This window comes from Bauldia litoralis (assembly GCF_900104485.1).
Taxonomy (GTDB): domain Bacteria; phylum Pseudomonadota; class Alphaproteobacteria; order Rhizobiales; family Kaistiaceae; genus Bauldia; species Bauldia litoralis.
Genome location: NZ_FMXQ01000007.1, coordinates 1 through 16,596, shown reverse-complemented (window position 1 = coordinate 16,596; position 16,596 = coordinate 1). Strand labels below are relative to the sequence as shown.

Sequence of the window (16,596 nt, the reverse complement as noted above, 5' to 3'; positions counted from 1 at the left end):
GTCGCCTCGTTCCACTGAGGCTCTGCGAGGCGCCGTCACTGCCTTTCGATTGCCCGGATGGGTCTGTTATTCTGATTCCATGCAGAGACAGCCCCGCCCTACCTCGCCCCGGTCCGCATCCCGATTGCCGCGCGCCTCGCTACGCGGTGCATGGCGACTCGCCCTGATCGCCGTCGCGCTGGTGCTGACAACGCCCCTCGCCCAGGCCGTCGATCGCGCCGCGATCGAGCGGGACTTCCAGACATTCCTCGCCAACGACATCTGGCCGGAGGCGCAGGCCGCCGGCGTATCGCGCGCCACCTTCCAGTCGGCGCTGGGCAAGGTGACGCTCGACTGGGATCTGCCCGAGCTTGTGCCGCCGGGAACCTCGGCGCCGCACACCGTCGAGTCCCAGGCAGAGTTCCGCAGTCCAGGCGCCTATTTCAACCAGAACAACCTCAACACCCAGGTCGCCATCGGCCGCAAGCTGATCGGCAAGTGGCAGAAGACGCTGACCGGCATCGAGCAGCGCTTCGGCGTGCCGGGCGAGATCACGCTGGCGATCTGGGCGCGCGAGACCAGCTTCGGCAACGCCAAGCTCCCCTATTCGGCCATCCGGACGCTGGCGACCCGCGCTTTCATGGGCCGGCGCAAGGAGTTCTTCCGGCCCGAGCTGATCGCTGCCCTGCAGATTGTCCAGACCGGCGAGATCAAGGCGTCGCAGATGAAGAGTTCATGGGCCGGCGCCCTTGGCCAGCCGCAGTTCCTGCCGTCCTTCTACCTCGACTATGCGGTCGATTTCGATGGCGACGGCCGGCGCGACATCTGGAATTCGGTGCCGGACACCCTCGCCTCGATCGCCAATTTCCTGCTGCACAAGGGTTGGGATCCGGAGCGCGGCTGGGGCGTCGAGGTCGCCGTTCCGGCGAACGTCCCCTGCCACCTCGAAGGCCCCGAGCAGGGTCGCGGCATGATGGCGTGGGGCGACCTTGGCCTGACCATGATCGACGGCCGTCCCCTGCCCCGGATCGAGCAGGACCGCGAAGCCTTCCTGCTGATGCCGGCCGGCCGTCTCGGCCCGGCCTTCATCGTCAGCGGCAATTTCTACGTCCTCAAGGACTACAACTACTCGGACCTATACGCCCTCTATATCGGCCACCTCGCCGACCGCCTCGGCAACAACGCGTCCTTCACCGCCGGCTGGGGCAAGGTCGGCGGCTTCAATCGCGCCGAGGTCGCCAAAATGCAGCGCCAGTTCGAGGCCCAGGGCCTCGATGTCGGCGGTTCCGACGGCCTGATCGGGTTCAAGACCCGGATCGCCGTCGGCCAGTGGCAGGCCAAGAACGGCGACAAGGTCACCTGCCTCCCCGACGCCGCGATGATCCGCAACATCCACTGATCAGCCGGCATCGCTGACGCCCCGGTCACGTGCCTGCGGGCGCCACGCCCTGGCTTGGGCCGAACTCCAGTTCGACAGGTGTCGAAACGGCCGGCCTTCGTTCGTCTCCTCTGTATCGGATAGTGACACGGGAGACGGACGCATGAGAACGATCAGGATCATCGAACACATCTCGCTCGACGGCGTGATCCAGGGCCCCGGTGGGCCGGACGAAGATCGGGACAACGGCTTCGGCCTTGGCGGATGGTCCATGCGCCATGCCGATCCGGCGGTTGGCGAGGCCATCGTCGCGGCGCATGGCAAGGTGTTCGATCTGCTTCTGGGCCGACGCACCTACGATATCTGGAGCGATTACTGGCCGAAGATCGAGGACACGCCGATGGCGAACAGTCTGAACGGGGCAGGGAAATACGTTGCGACCCACCGGCCGGACAGCCTCGCATGGGGGCCGGTCGAGGACCTCGGCACGGACATCGTCGAGGGCATTCGCGCCATCAGGCAGAAGGACGGTCCTGACCTGATCGTGTGGGGAAGTTCGACGCTGACGCCGGTGCTGCTGCAACACCGGCTCGCCGACGACGTTCTGCTGCTCGTCAGTCCGGTCCTGCTCGGCCGGGGAAAGCGCTTCTTCCCGGAGGGCGCCGACGCGCGCGACCTCGCTCTCGTCAGTTCGAAGGCCACGCCCGCTGGCGTGATCATGAACGCCTATCGTTGCGTCCCGTAGCAGCGATGCGCCGGCCCGGGCCGACGCTGCCGCGCGATCCTTGGGATCAGCGGTAGAGGACGACCGGGATCTTGCAGAGCCGGACCATCTCGGTGGTCGTCGAACCGATGATCAGGTTGCGCATTTTCGAGTGGCCATAGGCGCCCATGACGAGAAGATCGACGGCGTCGGCCTCGATCGTGTCGAGGATCGCCTTTTCGGCCTGTCCCGGAATGATCGCCGCATCGACGGAGTAGCCGCCGGCCTGGAGGATGGTCTTGGCGCCGGCGAGTTGCTTCGCCGTTTCCGAGGTCTCGGAGCCGACCATCACCAGCCGGCACTTCAACCCGGCATAGAGCGTGCTGCGGGCGACATGGTCGACCGCCTTCATGCTGCTCGGCCCGCCGTCGAAGGCGATCAGGATCTTGTCGATCGGCTTGAAGGCGCGCGCGGCGACGAAGACCGGCTTCTGGACCGAGCGCACGATGCGCTCGAGGTTCGAGCCGAGATGCATCTTGGCGAAGTCGGCCGCCTCGCCGCGCTTGCCGATGACCACCATGTCGGAATCGGTCTCGGACTCGGCCACTTCCTCGACAAGGTCGCCGATCCGCAGCCGGGTCGTGACGTTGCTGACCCCACCAGCCTCGATCAGCGCCTTGGCGTCGTCGAGGATTGCCCAGCCGCGTTTCTGGGAGAGCTTGGCGCGCTGCTCGTCGAGGGCGCTCAGTTCCTCGAGGATCGAGGTCCGCGCGCCGAGTGCGATGCTGCCGCTGAGATTGGAGGGTGCACTTGCCATCTCCCGCCGGCCGAGGACGTGCAGCACCTCGACGGCCGATCCGGTCCGCCCGGCGATCCAGGCGGCATGCTCGCAAACGCTCTTGGAATAGATCGAGCCGTCGACCAGCGCGATGAATCTCGACATGGCGTACCTCCCTAGTGCCCCATCAGGCGTTCGAGCGCGCCCGGCTGGTCATGGACGGCAAGCTTGTCGACGATTGTCACGCTCGCTTCGTTGATTCCGACGATCTCGACCTCGGCGCCCTCACGACGGAACTTGAGCACGACCATGTCCAGCGCCGCAACGCTGGAGATGTCCCAGATGTGGGCCCGGCTGACGTCGATGGTCACCTTTTCGAGCGCCTCCTTGAAATCGAAGGCGGCGGTGAAGGCGTCGGCCGAGGCGAAGAACACCTGTCCCTCGACCAGATAGGTGCGCGCCTTGCCGTCTTCGGAAAGCGTCGAGGTGACCCGGAAGATCTGGGCGATCTTCCACGCGAAGAAGATGCCGGAAAGCAGCACGCCGACCAGCACGCCGATCGCCAGGTTATGAGTGAAGACGACGCAGAGCACCGTCGACAGCATGACGATCGACGACGAGCGCGGATGGTCCTTGAGGTTCTTGATCGACGACCAGGAGAAGGTGCCGATCGACACCATGATCATGATCGCCACCAGCGCCGCCATCGGGATCTGCTTCACCCAGTCGCCGAGGATGACGATCATGAAGAGCAGGAAGATGCCGGCGCAGAAGGTCGAGAGCCGGCCGCGGCCGCCCGATTTCACGTTGATCATCGACTGGCCGATCATCGCGCAGCCGGCCATCCCGCCGATGAAGCCGGTCGCGGTGTTGGCGATGCCTTGGCCGATGCACTCCTGGTTCTTGTCGCTCGGCGTGTCGGTCAGGTCGTCGACGATGGTCGCCGTCATCAGCGACTCGAGCAGGCCGACCGCCGCCACCGCCGCCGAATAGGGCAGGATGATCATCAGCGTCTCGAGATTGAGCGGAATGTCGGGGAGCAGGAAGATCGGGAAGGTCGAGGGCAGTTCGCCCATGTCGCCGACGGTGCGGACGTCGAAGCCGAAGGTGATGGCGACAGCGGTGAGGATCAGGATGCAGATCAGCGGCGACGGGATCGATTTCGTCAGCAGCGGAAACAGGTAGATGATGGCGAGGCCGGCGGCGACCATCACATAGGTCAGCCACGGCACGCCGATCAGTTCCGGCAGTTGCGCCATGAAGATCAGGATCGCCAGCGCGTTGACGAAGCCGGTCATCACCGACCGCGAGACGAAGCGCATGACATAGCCGAGCCGCAACAGGCCGGCGCCGATCTGGATCAGACCGGCAAGCACCGTCGCCGCCAGCAGGTACTGGAGCCCGTGCTCCTTGACCAGCGTCACCATCAGCACCGCGGTCGCCGCCGTCGCCGCCGAGATCATCCCCGGCCGGCCGCCGGTGATCGCGACGATCACCGCGATCGAGAAGGAGGCATAAAGCCCGACCTTCGGGTCGACACCGGCGATGATCGAAAAGGCGATGGCCTCGGGAATCAGCGCCAGAGCGACGACCAGCCCGGAAAGCAGGTCGCCGCGAATGTTGCCGAACCATTGTTCGCGGTAAGCTGAGAGAGAGGTCATTGTTCGCCCGCAATGACGGCAGAGCCGGCGCGGCAACAAGGCCGGGCGTGCATCCAGCGTCGGGATGTGAGGGGAGCCGTCGCCGGGGCGACCACTGCGCGATTCGCCGGTCTCCCGGCTTTGGGAAGGGTGATAGCCGGGTCGCCGCCTTCCGGCAACGCCTTGCCGCGCATGGCGGCCATGCAGGGGCCGTCTTTATCGATTGACACATCCACAAATAACCAAATAACTAGAAATATGGTTATATCGAATGACGATCTCGCTATCGAGGAAGCCGCCCAGGGTTTCGCCGCCGTCGGGTCGGAGGCGCGCCTCCAGGTGCTGCTGACGCTGGTCAAGGCCGGATCGGGCGGGCTTCCCGTCGGCGACATCCAGACCCGCACCGGCATGGCTGCCTCGACCCTTGCCCATCACCTGCGCTTTCTCGCCTCGGCGGGCCTGGTGACGCAGGAGAAGGTCGGCCGCCAGGTCATCAACCGCGCCGCCTACGATCATCTGCAAGCGCTGGCCGGCTATCTCCTCAAGGAGTGCTGCGCCGACGAAACCCGATCCTGCGAGGACGCCGCATGAGCGACGCCGTTCAGACCTCCGCTTCCCCGCTTCGCGACTGGAAGACTTGGCTGGCGACACCGTGGACCGTAGTGGTCGCAGCACCTCTTGCCGTGCTCCTGCTCGATCCCGCCAACGCTGCCCATGTCGTCGGTTTCGCGCTGACCGCCTTCGCCGGCACCCTGCCCTACATCGTCTTCGCCGTGCTGCTGATCGCCTGGCTCAAGGCGGCCGGGGCCGAGACGGTCGTCGGCAGCGCCTTCAAGGGCCGCGAGACACGGATGATCTTCGTCGCCGCCGCCTTTGGCGGGCTGGCGCCCTTCTGTTCCTGCGAGGTCATTCCCTTCATTGCCGGGCTGCTCGCCGTCGGCGCGCCCCTGTCGGCGGTCATGGCCTTCTGGCTCGCCTCGCCGCTGATCGACCCGCCGACGCTGTTCATCACTGGGCTGGCCCTTCGCCATCGGCAAGGCGCTCGCCGCCGTGGCGCTTGGCGTGTTCGGCGGCTTCTCGGTCAAGGCGATGATCGCCAATGGCTTCTTCGCCGACCCGGTCCGCGCCGTCTCCTCCGGCGGCTGCGGCTGCCGTCCCTCGCCTTTCAGGGGCAAGCCTGTCTGGCGCTTCTGGACCGAGGAGCCGCGCCGCGTCGCCTTCCGCTCGGAACTGGCGGCCAACGCGCTCTTCCTCCTCAAGTGGCTGGCGCTCGCCTATGTGCTCGAGGCCCTGCTCGTCACCTACGTCCCTGCAACCCTGATCGCCGGACTGGTCGGCGGCGACGGCGTCCTGCCGATCGTCACCGCGGCGGTTGTCGGCATGCCGGCCTATCTCAACAGCTACGTCGCCCCGCCGCTGCTCGCCGGCCTGATGGACCAGGGCATGGGCGCCGGCGCGGCGATGGCCTTCATGGTCGCCGGCGCGGTCAGTTCGATCCCGGCGATGGCGGCGGTGTGGTCGCTGGTCAAGCCGGGCGTCTTCGCCACCTACCTCAGTCTCGGCCTCTCCGGTGCGATCCTTGCCGGTCTCGCCTTCCAGCTTGCCGTCTGAGCCGGGAAGCCGAGGTGCGCACATCTGTCACGGTCACAGTCGCCACCGAGGATGCGGCGGACCGCCTGCTGCTGGCGCCGGTCGGCATCGCGACGCCGCACCAGACTCCGGTCCGTTTCACAGTCGAGGGCGCGCCCTTCTCGCTGGTCGGCGAAGCCGGCACCGGCCAGATGGCCGCGTTGATCGCACCGTGCGCCGACACGCCGGTGACCCTGCATTACGACTACATCGACGGCGGGCCGGGCTATGCCGACGCGCTGTTCGGGCATCGCCCCAACCGCTACACCATCGCCGCCGACAGCCTCGTCGACGGCGCCCGCCGGATTGCCACCGCCGATGACGGCGAAGCCGGCATCGCGGCGATCGCCCAGGATGTCGCGGCAAAATTCACCTATGGCCATCCCGAAACACGCTTCTACGACGGCCACGACCACATTCCCGACCTCGCCTGCGGCGTTGCCGAGGGCTCCTGCGTCGACATCAACGCATACCTGATCGCCTGCCTGCGCGCGGCCGGGTTCGAGGCCGGCTACGTCACCGGGTACTTCTTCCCGGCCGAGAAGCATGGCCGCTGCGACGACATGCATTGCTGGGTGGCCACCCGGCATGCGGGCGTCGTGCGCGAATGGGACATCGCCCACCATCTCAAGCTCGGCGAGCCGGTGATTCGCCCCGGCCTCAACCCCAAGCCGGGAGAGCGAGTCGCCCTCGCCCATTCGATGGGCCTCGATTTCCCCGACGCCGGCATCCGCGCCCTGAAGCTGCTCGCGGAGCCCGTCTGGCTCGATTCCCGGGGCCGGACCGTAAAGACGCTGCCATTGATCCGACGTGATCGTCTGGCCGGGAGTGCGATGGTCGACCGGCAGCGTGCCTAGCGGGAAGAAATCGTTTGCAATTTCGAAACGGACGCCCGATATACGTCGGATAACGCCCAGCAGGCCGCGTTGCACGGATTCCGAAATACGGTCTTCTGCCTGCTTCTTCACACCAAGAAACGACAGCCCAGGCCGCGCGGGATGTCCCCGACAGACGGCGATTTGCGTTCCCGGTTCACGAGAACCGCGGGCTGAATCCGCATATAGAAAGTACTGATAATGTCATTCAACGCGCTCGGCCTTGCCGAGCCGATCTCACGCGCGCTTTCCGAAGCGGGCTACACCACTCCCACCCCGATCCAGCAGCAGGCCATTCCGGTCGTCCTGTCAGGGCGCGACCTCATTGGCATCGCGCAGACGGGCACCGGCAAGACCGCGGCTTTCGCGCTGCCGATCCTCAACAAGCTCGCCGCGGCGCCGAAGCCTCTGACGCCGAAGTCGGCCCGCGTGCTGGTCCTCAGCCCGACCCGGGAACTCTCCGGCCAGATCGTCGAATCCTTCACCACCTACGGCAAGCACCTGCGCCTCAGCGTCCGGCTTGCCATCGGCGGCGTTCCGATCCGCAAGCAGATCCGCAACCTCAGCGGCGGCGTCGACGTGCTGGTGGCCACTCCCGGCCGCCTCCTCGACCTTGCCAAGAGCCGGGCGGTCAGGCTCGATGAGGTCGAATACCTGGTCCTCGACGAAGCCGACCGCATGCTCGACATGGGCTTCATCCACGACATCCGTCGCCTCATCGCCATGCTGCCGAAGGATCGCCAGACGCTGTTCTTCTCGGCCACGATGCCGCCGGAGATCGCGCGGCTGGCCGGCGAGATGCTGACGGACCCGGCGCAGGTCAGCGTCACCCCGCCCGCCTCGACGGTCTCGAAGATCGAACAGCGCGTCTATCATATCGGTCGCGCCGACAAGCCGAACCGCCTTGCGGAACTGCTGGTCGAGGAGCCGATCAACCGCGCCCTCGTCTTCACCCGCACCAAGCATGGCGCGGATCGCGTCGTCCGGGTGCTGGCCAAGGCCGGCATCGGCGCCGACGCCATCCATGGCAACAAGAGCCAGGGCCAGCGCGAGCGCGCATTGGCCAAGTTCCGCAGCGGCAGCGTCACGACGCTGATCGCGACGGATATCGCGGCGCGCGGCATTGATGTCGCCGGCATCACCCATGTCATCAACTATGACCTGCCGGAAGTGCCGGAAACCTACGTCCACCGCATCGGCCGCACGGCCCGCGCCGGCAATACCGGCATCGCCATCTCGCTGTGCAGCCCGGACGAGACGCCGCTCCTCAAGTCGATCGAGCGGCTGATCAAGGTCGATATCCCGGCGACCGGCCACCGCGTCGAACCGCGCGGTGCCGCACCCGACAAGGCCAAGCCGCAGCGCGCCTCGCGCAATCGTAACCGGCGGCGCGGCAATAATGGCGGCAATGGCGGCCAGCGGCCCCAGCGCCAGCCCCACCGCGGCGACGAAATCGGCGCCGTGGCATTCCTCAGGGATTCGAACCGCCCCGCGGCCGATCCCACCAGCTAAGCCTGACCGGAAAGGAGAAAACACATGGCAAAGGAAGAACTCCTCGAATTCGAAGGCACCGTCACCGAAGTGCTCCCGGATGGTAATTTCCGGGTGACGCTCGACAATGACCACGTGATCCTCGCCTACGCCGCCGGCAAGATGCGCAAGTTCCGCATCCGCACCATCGCCGGCGACCGGGTCCGGGTCGAGATGACGCCGTATGACCTCGACAAGGGCCGGATCAACTTCCGGCACAAGTCGGAAGGCACTGGCCCGGCCGGCGGCGCCCGCCGACCGCAGTTCCGGCGCCGCTAGGCTCCGGCTTCCTGCTTCCTCCGGGCGCGCCCTAAGTCGGCGCGCCCGGAAGATTTCTGGCCCACCACCGTGTGGCCACCGGTATTGGTTCCCGCAGGCGCGATGCGCTGCAGCGCGAACACGCCCTCACCTTCTTCATTTGAATTCAGGTTCAGGCTCTCTCGGTCCGCTGCGATACTGGCTGTCCGCCGCCCGCAACGGCCGCCGTCGGTCACCCTTCATCGGGTCGTGACGCTTGCCGCCCGCCCGAACGCTTAGAGAAGGCTTGCCGGAGAGCCTGAATTGGCCCAATCTGCCGCTTCGAACCGGCCTCGTCAGATGCCGTTCGAATCCGTTACAAGAGACGCGCCGCCCTCGCCGAAACGCAAGAGTTTGAGCCAATCCAATGGCAGATGATATCTACGTAGGAAACAACAAAGACAACATAATACTCGGCGTCTATTCCGAAATGTACGGTAAAGGCGGCGACGATCAGTTGACGAGCAACAGCAAGAACACGGTAGATGCCCCCTACGTCAAGTTCAAGGGCGGCGGCGGAGACGACATCCTCAACTATTACGGAGCTGGTCAGTCCAAGCTTCGTGGCCAATCCGGAGATGATACCCTTTACGGTGGGATCGGCGACGATGTCCTGATCGGAAACAAGGGGGACGACCGGCTCTACGGCGGCCTGGGCGAAGACCGCCTCAAGGGCGGAAAGGGCAACGATCACTTCGTCTTCAACTCAACCCCCTATTCCGAGGGCAACCTCGACACGATCGTCGACTTCAAGCCGAATGCCGACTTCCTTCACTTCAGCCGCACCATCTTCACAAGTGGCTTCGAGGCCATCGGCCACATGCCGCAGGACATTGTCAGGATAGGAAAGCGCGCAAAGGACGAGGACGATTACTTTGGATACAACAAAAAGAAGGGTATTGTCTGGTACGACTACAACGCCAACGAAGATGGCGGCCACACGGAAGTGGCCAAACTCGACAAAGACCTGGACATCACCTACTACCATTTCTTGTTTGACTGACCCTGGAATGTTACTGAACCTGGCGGCTTGAAGCTTTTTTTGCTCGCTCCGGGATGAGGATTTACGCTCTCCCCGAACCTTTGAATTTTTTTTCTTGTCACGCATGACGCTTGGCGATTCTGCGTGATCCGGCTCTCGATATGAATCTGGCGGCCAAATCTCCATTGCAACGCAATATGTAATGTTATAACGTTGCGTTCTTCTCAGGAGCGCACTCAATGAAATCCCTGCTTGCCGCCGCAACTCTCATTGCCTTTCCCCTCGCCGTCCAGGCCGCCGACGTGCCGATCCCGGTCGTCGCCGCCGCGAACTTCTATGGCGAGGTCGCTGTCGCGATCGGTGGCGACCGTGTCTCGGTCGAAAGCGTCGTCGTCAGCGCCGAGGCGGATCCGCACGACTTCGAGCCCCCGGCATCGGTCGCCCGGGCGGTCGCCGACGCGCGGATCGTGATCATGAACGGCGCCGAGTATGACCACTGGATGGAGCGCCTCGTCGACGCTTCCGACCCAGCCGACCGCGTCGTCATCGACGTCGCCGGACTGGTCGGCGCGGTCGAGGGCGACAATCCGCACCTTTGGTACGACCCGCGCGCCATGCCGGCGCTCGCCGCCGCGCTGGCCGAAGAGCTGACATCCATGGATCCGGAAGGCGCGGCGGAATACCGGAGCCGCAGCAATGCCTTCGTCGCATCGCTTCAGGAATTGAATCAAACGATCGAGACGATCCGCGAGCGTCATTCCGGTGCGCCGGTGACGGCGACGGAGCCGGTCTTCGGGCTGATGGCCGAAGCCCTCGGCCTCGACATGCGCAACGAGGATTTCCAGCGGGCGATCCACAACGAGAGCGAGCCGTCGGCCCGCCAGATCGCCGGCCTCGAAGCCGATATCCGCGACGGTGAGGTCAAGGTCCTCTTCTACAACAGCCAGGTCGTTGACCCGTTGACCGAGCGCCTCCTCGCCGTTGCGCAGGAATCCGGCCTGCCGGTCGTCGGGATAACCGAGACCATGCCGGAAGGCGGGAGCTATGTCGGCTGGATGCTCGACCAGCTCGACGCAACGGAAAAGGCCCTGTCGGCGCCCTCGTCTTGAGTGCGATCTCCCTCGACCACCTGACCCTGTCGGTCGGCGGCAGGTCGCTGCTCTCCGATATCAGCCTCGATATCGCGGAAGGCGCCTTCGTCGGCCTGCTCGGCCCCAACGGCTCGGGCAAGACGACGCTGATGCGGGCCATCCTCGGCCTGAGGCGACCGCAGGCCGGGCGGATCGCGGTGTTCGGAGAACCCGTCGGCCAGGGTCATGCGGCGATCGGCTACCTGCCCCAGACCCACGCCGCCCCGCCCGATGTCGGCCTCTCCGGCCGGGCCTTTCTCGCCGCATCGGTGGCTGGACATCGCTTCGGCCTGCCGATCGTCTCGGCCGCGGCGCGGCGCGACATCGACTGGGCGCTCGAGGCCGTCGACGGCGTGGCATTGGCCGAGCGTCCCTTTTCGGCGATGTCCGGCGGCCAGCGCCAGCGGCTCCTCATCGCCGAGGCGCTGATCGGCCGGCCTCGCCTGCTCCTCCTCGACGAACCGCTGATCAGCCTCGACCAGCATCAGCAGCATGTGATCGTCACCCTCGTCCGCCGCCTGTCGAAGGAGTTCGGGCTGACCGTGCTGTTCAGCGCCCATGAACTGAACCAGCTCCTCGGCGCGATCGACCAGGTCCTCTACCTTGGCGGCGGGGCGGCGGTCCTCGGCACGGTCGACGAGGTGGTGACGCCGGAAACCCTCTCCCGCCTCTACGGCACCAAGATCGATGTGATCCGCGCCAGCGGGCGGATCTTCGTCATGTCGGGTGGCGAGCATATCGAACGCGAGCACCATCACGACCATGCTCACCTATGATTTCATGCTGCGGGCGTTCGCGGCGAGCGGCATCGTCGCGCTGGTCGCCGGCGCGGTTGGCTATTTCCTGGTGCTGCGCGGCCAGACCTTCGCCGGCCATGCGCTTTCGCATGTCGGTTTCGCCGGGGCCACCGGCGCCGCTCTTGTCGGCGTTGCGCCGCTTTGGGGCATGCTCGTCTTTACCCTTGCCGCCGGCACCGGCATGGGCCTTCTCGGCGAGCGGCTCAGCGGCCGCGATGTCGCCGTCGGCATCATCCTGACCCTGGCGCTCGGCTTCGGCCTCCTGTTCCTCAATCTCAATACGTCGACAACCCTGCAGGCGACGGCGATCCTGTTCGGCAACGTTCTTGCCGTTTCGGCCGAGATGCTCGGCTGGCTGGTCGTGCTCGGCGCCGCGGCGCTGGCGGCGCTGGCGGCGATCGGCCGCCCACTGCTCTTCGCCAGCCTGCAGCCGGAACTGGCAGAAGCACGCGGCGTGCGGCTCAGGCTGATCGGCACGCTGTTTCTGGCGATCACGGCGCTGGCGGTGGCCCAGTCGGTCCAGATCGTCGGCGTGCTGCTGGTCTTCACGCTGCTGATCGGCCCGCCCGCCGCGGCCCAGCGCCTCACCTCCCGCCTGTGGCCGGGCCTGGCGCTCGCCTGCGGTCTCGCCCTCGTCCAGGCATGGTTGGGAATCGCCATCGCCTATTACAGCGACTGGCCGGTCAGCTTCTGCATCACCGTGCTCAGCGCACTCGTCTATTTTGCCGCGCTCGCCCTCGGCCGCCGTACATGAAATTTAATACCGGCGACGGCAAAATCTTGACACGATTGGGCTTCATCGCGAGTGTTCGCGGCCGCGCTGGGCAGGCCCGAGGAGAGTTCCAAACCGATGCCGACATTTGACGCTACCGCAGCAAGCGACAACAGCAAGCTGAACGAGATTCCGAAGACGATGAAGGGCCAGGGGCTGGCCAACGACGACGGCGAGCTCGTTATCGTAAGGGACGGCATCGAAGTCCGGTTGACCGGCAATGTCCACGTCAACAAGAATGGCAAGATCGACAAGGGCAAGATCTTCATCATCAACGTCAAGGAGTTTGGCGGGGACGATTTCTACAAGATCTCGAACATGAAGATCAGCGCGACGAAATTTCTCGACGCGGTCTACGACGGCAACTGGAAGAATTATGTCCAGAACAAGCTGTTCGACGGCAATGACACCATCCTCGGCTCCTTCGACGAAGGCGGCGACAAGCTTTACGGCTTCGACGGCAAGGACAAGATCGTCGGCTACGGCGGCAATGACGAGATCCATGGCGGCCGAGGCCACGACAAGCTGAAGGGATCGGCCGGCGACGACGCCTTCGTCTTCGACACCAAGCTCAATCCCAAGAACAATGTCGATACGATCAAGGACTGGAACTACCTGAAGGGCAAGGGTGGCGGAACCGACTCGATCTGGCTCGATGCCGACATCTTCAAGGCCTTCAAGGGCATGAAGGACGAAGGCATCTCCGACAAGAATTTCGTTGTCGGCAAGAAGGCCAAGACCGACGACCAGTTCCTGATCTTCAAGGAAAGCAAGAAGGGCCCGGAGAAGCTCTACTACGACGCCGACGGCGCCGGCGGCGAATCGAAGGTTCTCTTCGCCAAGGTCAGCGGCAATCACACGCTCGACGCCGACGATTTCCTGATCGTCTGAGCCCGGCAAACGCGCCGGCCGGCCGCGAGGCTGGCCGGATGGCGCCGCCTCCGCTAGACCGACGCCCATGCAATGGTCGAGCGAGCAGGATTCGGCACTCAAGGCGGTGGCCGACTGGCTGAAGGCGGCGGACAAGCCGCTGTTCAGGCTGTTCGGCTATGCCGGTACCGGCAAGACCACCCTCGCGCGGCACCTCGCCGAAAGCGTCAGCGGCGACACCCTGTTCGCCGCCTATACCGGCAAGGCCGCCCATGTCATGCGCGGCAAGGGCTGCAAGGGCGCCGGCACGATCCACAGCCTGATCTACCGGATGCGCGGCGAGGACGAGTCGGGCCCGACCTTCATGCTCAACGACGACAGCGCCGCCGCCAAGGCATCGCTGATCGTCATCGACGAATGCTCGATGGTCGACGAGGAGATCGGCCGCGACCTGCTCTCCTTCGGCACGCCGGTGCTGGTGCTCGGCGATCCGGCGCAGCTTCCTCCGGTCGCCGGCGGCGGCTATTTCACCAATGCCGAGCCCGACGTGATGCTGACCGAGGTCCACCGCCAGGCCGCCGGCGACCCGATCGTCCGCCTGTCGATGATCGTGCGCGAGGGGGGCCGGCTGGAATATGGCGTGTTCGGCGAAAGCGCCGTCATCTCGCGCAACGAGATCGACCCGGAGGCCGTGACCGGCGCTGACCAGGTGCTGGTCGGCCGCAACGTCACCCGCCAGAAGTACAACACCCGCATTCGCGAACTGCTCGGACGCGACAGCCCGACGCCGGTCGCCGACGACGTGCTGGTGTGCCTGCGCAACGATCGCAAGCGCGGCCTGCTCAACGGCAGCCTGTGGCGGGTCGACAAGGTCCGGGTGCCGCGCAAGGGCCTTCTTCGCTACGCGCTGACGCCGGAAGACGGCGCCACCGGCCGGGCCAACACTGTCGCGACAATCAACCCCGCCTATTTCGACGGCACGGCCGAGGCGCTTGCGCCGCCCGCCCGCCGCCGCTCCGACGCCTTCGACTTCGGTTACGTGCTCACCGTCCACAAGGCGCAGGGCTCGCAATGGGACGACGTCATCCTGTTCGACGAAAGCTTCGCCTTCCGCGAGAATGCCGCCCGCTGGCTCTATACCGGCATCACCCGCGCGGCGAAGCGCATCCGGATCGTGCGATAGCCGCGGCGGCCGCTACACCCTGCCGACGCCGGGCCTCTCGCCCCTCCCGGCTCCCTCAGTTGCACACCTCGTACATGCCGGGCACCGGCCGTCCGATCGGGCAGATGATGCCGCCCCAGTGAAAACCGGTTTGCCCCCGGAACGAGATGCGGAACCACGGCCGCTCCTGGAAGAAGGGCGCATCCACCTGCTCCAGAACGGTGATCTGCTCGCCCTCGGGCAGGCTGGCGATCTTCTGGAAGTTGACCCCGGGACCGGCCCGCACCGTGCCGCCCCACGACCGCGCCGCAATCGGGAAACCGGCGGCCTGGGCGGGCGGCTGGGGCTGGGGTGTCGCCGTCGGCGGCGGCGGTTGTGGCACGCCGGCCCCGGCGCCGAACTGGCAGCCGATGCGGCCGAAGTCGGGAATGTCGATGTCGATATGCAACTGGTCGGGCGAGATGGTCAGCCCGTAGTCCTGGAAGAAGAAGTCCATCGGCCGGTTGGGATCCTGCTGCATCGTCATCATCATCCCGTCGATCGGCCCGGCGAGAATGGTATTGGGGCCGGACACGGTGACGGTGACGAAGCTGTCCTCGCCGCAGAAGAACTGGCGCGACGGCCCCTGCCCGGTCGCCTGCTGCTGTCGCTGTTGTGGCGGCGGCGGAGGCTGCGGACGGGGCGGCGCGGGCGGCGGCTGGTTGTTGGCCGCGGCGCCGAAGACGCAGATCCGCCCGGCATCCTCCGGCACCTCGACCTGGACCCGAGTCTGGTCCGGCGAGAGGACGACGCCATAGTCGCCATTGATGAAATGCATCGGGTTATTGGGGCTCTGGAACAGCGTCATCATCTGCCCGTCGAGCGGCCCGGCGACGACGGAGTTCGGCCCGGACACCGTCACCGAAACGAATGCGCCGCCGCCGCAATCAAACTGCCGCGACTGCGCCGCCGCGCCGCCGGACAACATGAGCAGCCCGGCAAGGCCGAGGATGAGTTGCGGTGCGGCGTTCCGCATGGCGGCGTCCTCCATCGATGGCGTCGGTGACAGCCTAGCCGGGTGATCCGACAAAGGCGACGCGCAATGTGGCAGGCTGGCCGGGCACGGCGCGCTCACCCGCTAAGCTCCGCCAGGCTGGCGCCCGAGTCGTAGCTCACGTCGATCTCGGCGATCGGGCCGCGCCATCCCTGCTCAAGCGCGGGTGGCTGGCAGCTCCATTCGCCCCCCCTCCACCGTCATCCTCGGGCTTGACCCGAGGATCGGCCGGGGCCACGCGAGCCGAGACCGATAGGGCGAAGGCGATATCGCTGGCGTAACCGCCCTGACGTCGCGGAGCAGGTACCCGATCCTCGGGTCAAGCCCGAGGATGACGGCGGGTGGATGGACAGAGTGCCTTGCACACGTCAACGCCATCCCCTCGGTTAATGTTTCCAGTGCGCCGTCAGCGCCGAGCGCCCCCTCCACCACCGCTTCGCGGCGGTCCCCTTCCCCCGCTTCGCAGGGGAGGACGAACCCGTCGCCGCCGCACCAACCGTCAGCGCCGGATACGCCTCCCGTCGCCACCGCGATCCTCCCCCGTTCACGGGGGAGGGGGACCGCCCGAAGGGTGGTGGAGGGGGCGCTCGCCCGCGCCAGAAGCCTGGCCTTCCGGTCGCGTCTCCCGGTCATGGCCGGGCTCGTCGGCCCGGCCAGCGCCCGCCCCACCACCGGGCATAACAAAAAACAAATCCCCCTCGTCCGATCCGCCCGTATCCTCGTCGCATCCCCGCTCACCGAGGGGCGCCGTCCGGAGGCGTTCGTGTGGCGGAGCGGGGTGCGGTGTCCGCCGGTCGTCTCGCACGCGATCGACGGAGGCTCGTAAGCCGTCAGCCGGCGCCGTCAGACGCGCCGGCCGCGCGAGGCTCCAAAGGCTGCGCTAAAGGCGGACAGGGGTCAGCCTGGGACAGGCCGCAAAGGGGAAACCCGGACGGACATCCCTGGTGGTCTAGAGGCGCGCCGTCCTTGAGGAGCCGCCTCGCCTCCGTCAGCCCAGACGGTGCGTTCGCCCAAACCACCGCGGCGGGTGCTTCTGAAGCG

The 16,596-nt window shown here is 66.1% G+C and carries 15 protein-coding genes and 1 pseudogene; 13 read left to right on the top strand and 3 right to left on the bottom strand.

Translation table 11 applies throughout. The features are described from left to right. Positions 1 to 124 precede the first annotated feature (124 nt). The gene (locus BLT60_RS16205) at positions 125 to 1,378 is read left to right on the top strand and encodes a lytic murein transglycosylase (protein ID WP_244521301.1); all 1,254 of its coding nucleotides are present in this window, start codon (positions 125 to 127) and stop codon (positions 1,376 to 1,378) included. 142 nt (positions 1,379 to 1,520) lie between these two features. Further along, positions 1,521 to 2,102: a dihydrofolate reductase family protein gene (locus BLT60_RS16200; RefSeq protein WP_090877879.1), complete on the top strand. Its 582-nt coding sequence runs from the start codon at positions 1,521 to 1,523 to the stop codon at positions 2,100 to 2,102. 46 nt (positions 2,103 to 2,148) lie between these two features. On the opposite strand, the gene BLT60_RS16195 is transcribed toward BLT60_RS16200, so the two are convergent. Beyond that, on the bottom strand, positions 2,149 to 3,003 hold the full coding sequence (locus BLT60_RS16195; protein ID WP_090877877.1) for a universal stress protein: 855 nt from the start codon (positions 3,001 to 3,003) through the stop codon (positions 2,149 to 2,151). 11 nt (positions 3,004 to 3,014) lie between these two features. After that, on the bottom strand, positions 3,015 to 4,499 hold the full coding sequence (locus tag BLT60_RS16190) for a SulP family inorganic anion transporter (RefSeq protein ID WP_090877875.1): 1,485 nt from the start codon (positions 4,497 to 4,499) through the stop codon (positions 3,015 to 3,017). 237 nt (positions 4,500 to 4,736) lie between these two features. Between BLT60_RS16190 and BLT60_RS16185 the strand changes: the two genes are divergently transcribed. The 11 genes and pseudogenes from BLT60_RS16185 to BLT60_RS16135 all read left to right on the top strand — a co-directional run bounded on the left by BLT60_RS16185 (position 4,737) and on the right by BLT60_RS16135 (position 14,543). Then, positions 4,737 to 5,069: an ArsR/SmtB family transcription factor gene (locus BLT60_RS16185; protein ID WP_090877873.1), complete on the top strand. Its 333-nt coding sequence runs from the start codon at positions 4,737 to 4,739 to the stop codon at positions 5,067 to 5,069. Further along, a pseudogene (locus tag BLT60_RS25050) lies at positions 5,066 to 6,089 on the top strand (permease). Before BLT60_RS16185 ends, BLT60_RS25050 begins: the two are co-directional and overlap by 4 nt. Positions 6,090 to 6,103: 14 nt before the next feature. Next, positions 6,104 to 6,964 (top strand): transglutaminase-like domain-containing protein, encoded by an 861-nt coding sequence (locus BLT60_RS16175; RefSeq protein WP_090877871.1) that lies wholly within the window; start codon positions 6,104 to 6,106, stop codon positions 6,962 to 6,964. 219 nt (positions 6,965 to 7,183) lie between these two features. Continuing rightward, positions 7,184 to 8,494 carry a DEAD/DEAH box helicase gene (locus BLT60_RS16170; RefSeq protein ID WP_090877870.1) on the top strand — a complete coding sequence of 437 codons (1,311 nt, stop codon included), beginning with the start codon at positions 7,184 to 7,186 and terminating at the stop codon, positions 8,492 to 8,494. A gap of 24 nt (positions 8,495 to 8,518) precedes the next feature. Further along, positions 8,519 to 8,791, top strand: coding sequence for a translation initiation factor IF-1 (infA, locus tag BLT60_RS16165; protein ID WP_090877868.1), 273 nt, complete (start codon positions 8,519 to 8,521; stop codon positions 8,789 to 8,791). Positions 8,792 to 9,176: 385 nt separating this feature from the next. After that, positions 9,177 to 9,812 (top strand): calcium-binding protein, encoded by a 636-nt coding sequence (locus BLT60_RS24945; RefSeq protein ID WP_090877866.1) that lies wholly within the window; start codon positions 9,177 to 9,179, stop codon positions 9,810 to 9,812. Positions 9,813 to 10,030: 218 nt separating this feature from the next. Further along, on the top strand, positions 10,031 to 10,900 hold the full coding sequence (locus BLT60_RS16155) for a metal ABC transporter solute-binding protein, Zn/Mn family (RefSeq protein ID WP_090877864.1): 870 nt from the start codon (positions 10,031 to 10,033) through the stop codon (positions 10,898 to 10,900). Then, positions 10,897 to 11,697 (top strand): metal ABC transporter ATP-binding protein, encoded by an 801-nt coding sequence (locus tag BLT60_RS16150; RefSeq protein ID WP_175478485.1) that lies wholly within the window; start codon positions 10,897 to 10,899, stop codon positions 11,695 to 11,697. Before BLT60_RS16155 ends, BLT60_RS16150 begins: the two co-directional genes overlap by 4 nt. Then, a complete protein-coding gene (locus tag BLT60_RS16145; protein WP_090877860.1) occupies positions 11,684 to 12,472 on the top strand; it encodes a metal ABC transporter permease in 789 nt (262 codons plus the stop codon). Before BLT60_RS16150 ends, BLT60_RS16145 begins: the two co-directional genes overlap by 14 nt. Positions 12,473 to 12,568: 96 nt before the next feature. After that, entirely contained in the window at positions 12,569 to 13,381 is an 813-nt protein-coding gene (locus BLT60_RS16140) for a calcium-binding protein (protein WP_139167865.1), read from the top strand. A 67-nt stretch (positions 13,382 to 13,448) separates the two neighbouring features. Continuing rightward, complete coding sequence (locus BLT60_RS16135) at positions 13,449 to 14,543, top strand: ATP-dependent DNA helicase (RefSeq protein WP_090877856.1); 1,095 nt, start codon at positions 13,449 to 13,451, stop codon at positions 14,541 to 14,543. A 55-nt stretch (positions 14,544 to 14,598) separates the two neighbouring features. On the opposite strand, the gene BLT60_RS16130 is transcribed toward BLT60_RS16135, so the two are convergent. After that, on the bottom strand, positions 14,599 to 15,537 hold the full coding sequence (locus tag BLT60_RS16130; RefSeq protein WP_139167864.1) for an SH3 domain-containing protein: 939 nt from the start codon (positions 15,535 to 15,537) through the stop codon (positions 14,599 to 14,601). Positions 15,538 to 16,596 lie beyond the last annotated feature (1,059 nt).

Coding starts and splice junctions, on each gene's coding strand:
- BLT60_RS16185 (WP_090877873.1), top strand. CDS start 4,737: ATGGTTATATCGAATGACGATCTCGCTATCGAGGAAGCCGCCCAGGGT.
- BLT60_RS16140 (WP_139167865.1), top strand. CDS start 12,569: ATGCCGACATTTGACGCTACCGCAGCAAGCGACAACAGCAAGCTGAAC.
- BLT60_RS24945 (WP_090877866.1), top strand. CDS start 9,177: ATGGCAGATGATATCTACGTAGGAAACAACAAAGACAACATAATACTC.
- BLT60_RS16145 (WP_090877860.1), top strand. CDS start 11,684: ATGCTCACCTATGATTTCATGCTGCGGGCGTTCGCGGCGAGCGGCATC.
- BLT60_RS16155 (WP_090877864.1), top strand. CDS start 10,031: ATGAAATCCCTGCTTGCCGCCGCAACTCTCATTGCCTTTCCCCTCGCC.
- BLT60_RS16195 (WP_090877877.1), bottom strand. CDS start 3,003: ATGTCGAGATTCATCGCGCTGGTCGACGGCTCGATCTATTCCAAGAGC.
- BLT60_RS16170 (WP_090877870.1), top strand. CDS start 7,184: ATGTCATTCAACGCGCTCGGCCTTGCCGAGCCGATCTCACGCGCGCTT.
- BLT60_RS16190 (WP_090877875.1), bottom strand. CDS start 4,499: ATGACCTCTCTCTCAGCTTACCGCGAACAATGGTTCGGCAACATTCGC.
- BLT60_RS16135 (WP_090877856.1), top strand. CDS start 13,449: ATGCAATGGTCGAGCGAGCAGGATTCGGCACTCAAGGCGGTGGCCGAC.
- BLT60_RS16200 (WP_090877879.1), top strand. CDS start 1,521: ATGAGAACGATCAGGATCATCGAACACATCTCGCTCGACGGCGTGATC.
- infA (WP_090877868.1), top strand. CDS start 8,519: ATGGCAAAGGAAGAACTCCTCGAATTCGAAGGCACCGTCACCGAAGTG.
- BLT60_RS16130 (WP_139167864.1), bottom strand. CDS start 15,537: ATGCGGAACGCCGCACCGCAACTCATCCTCGGCCTTGCCGGGCTGCTC.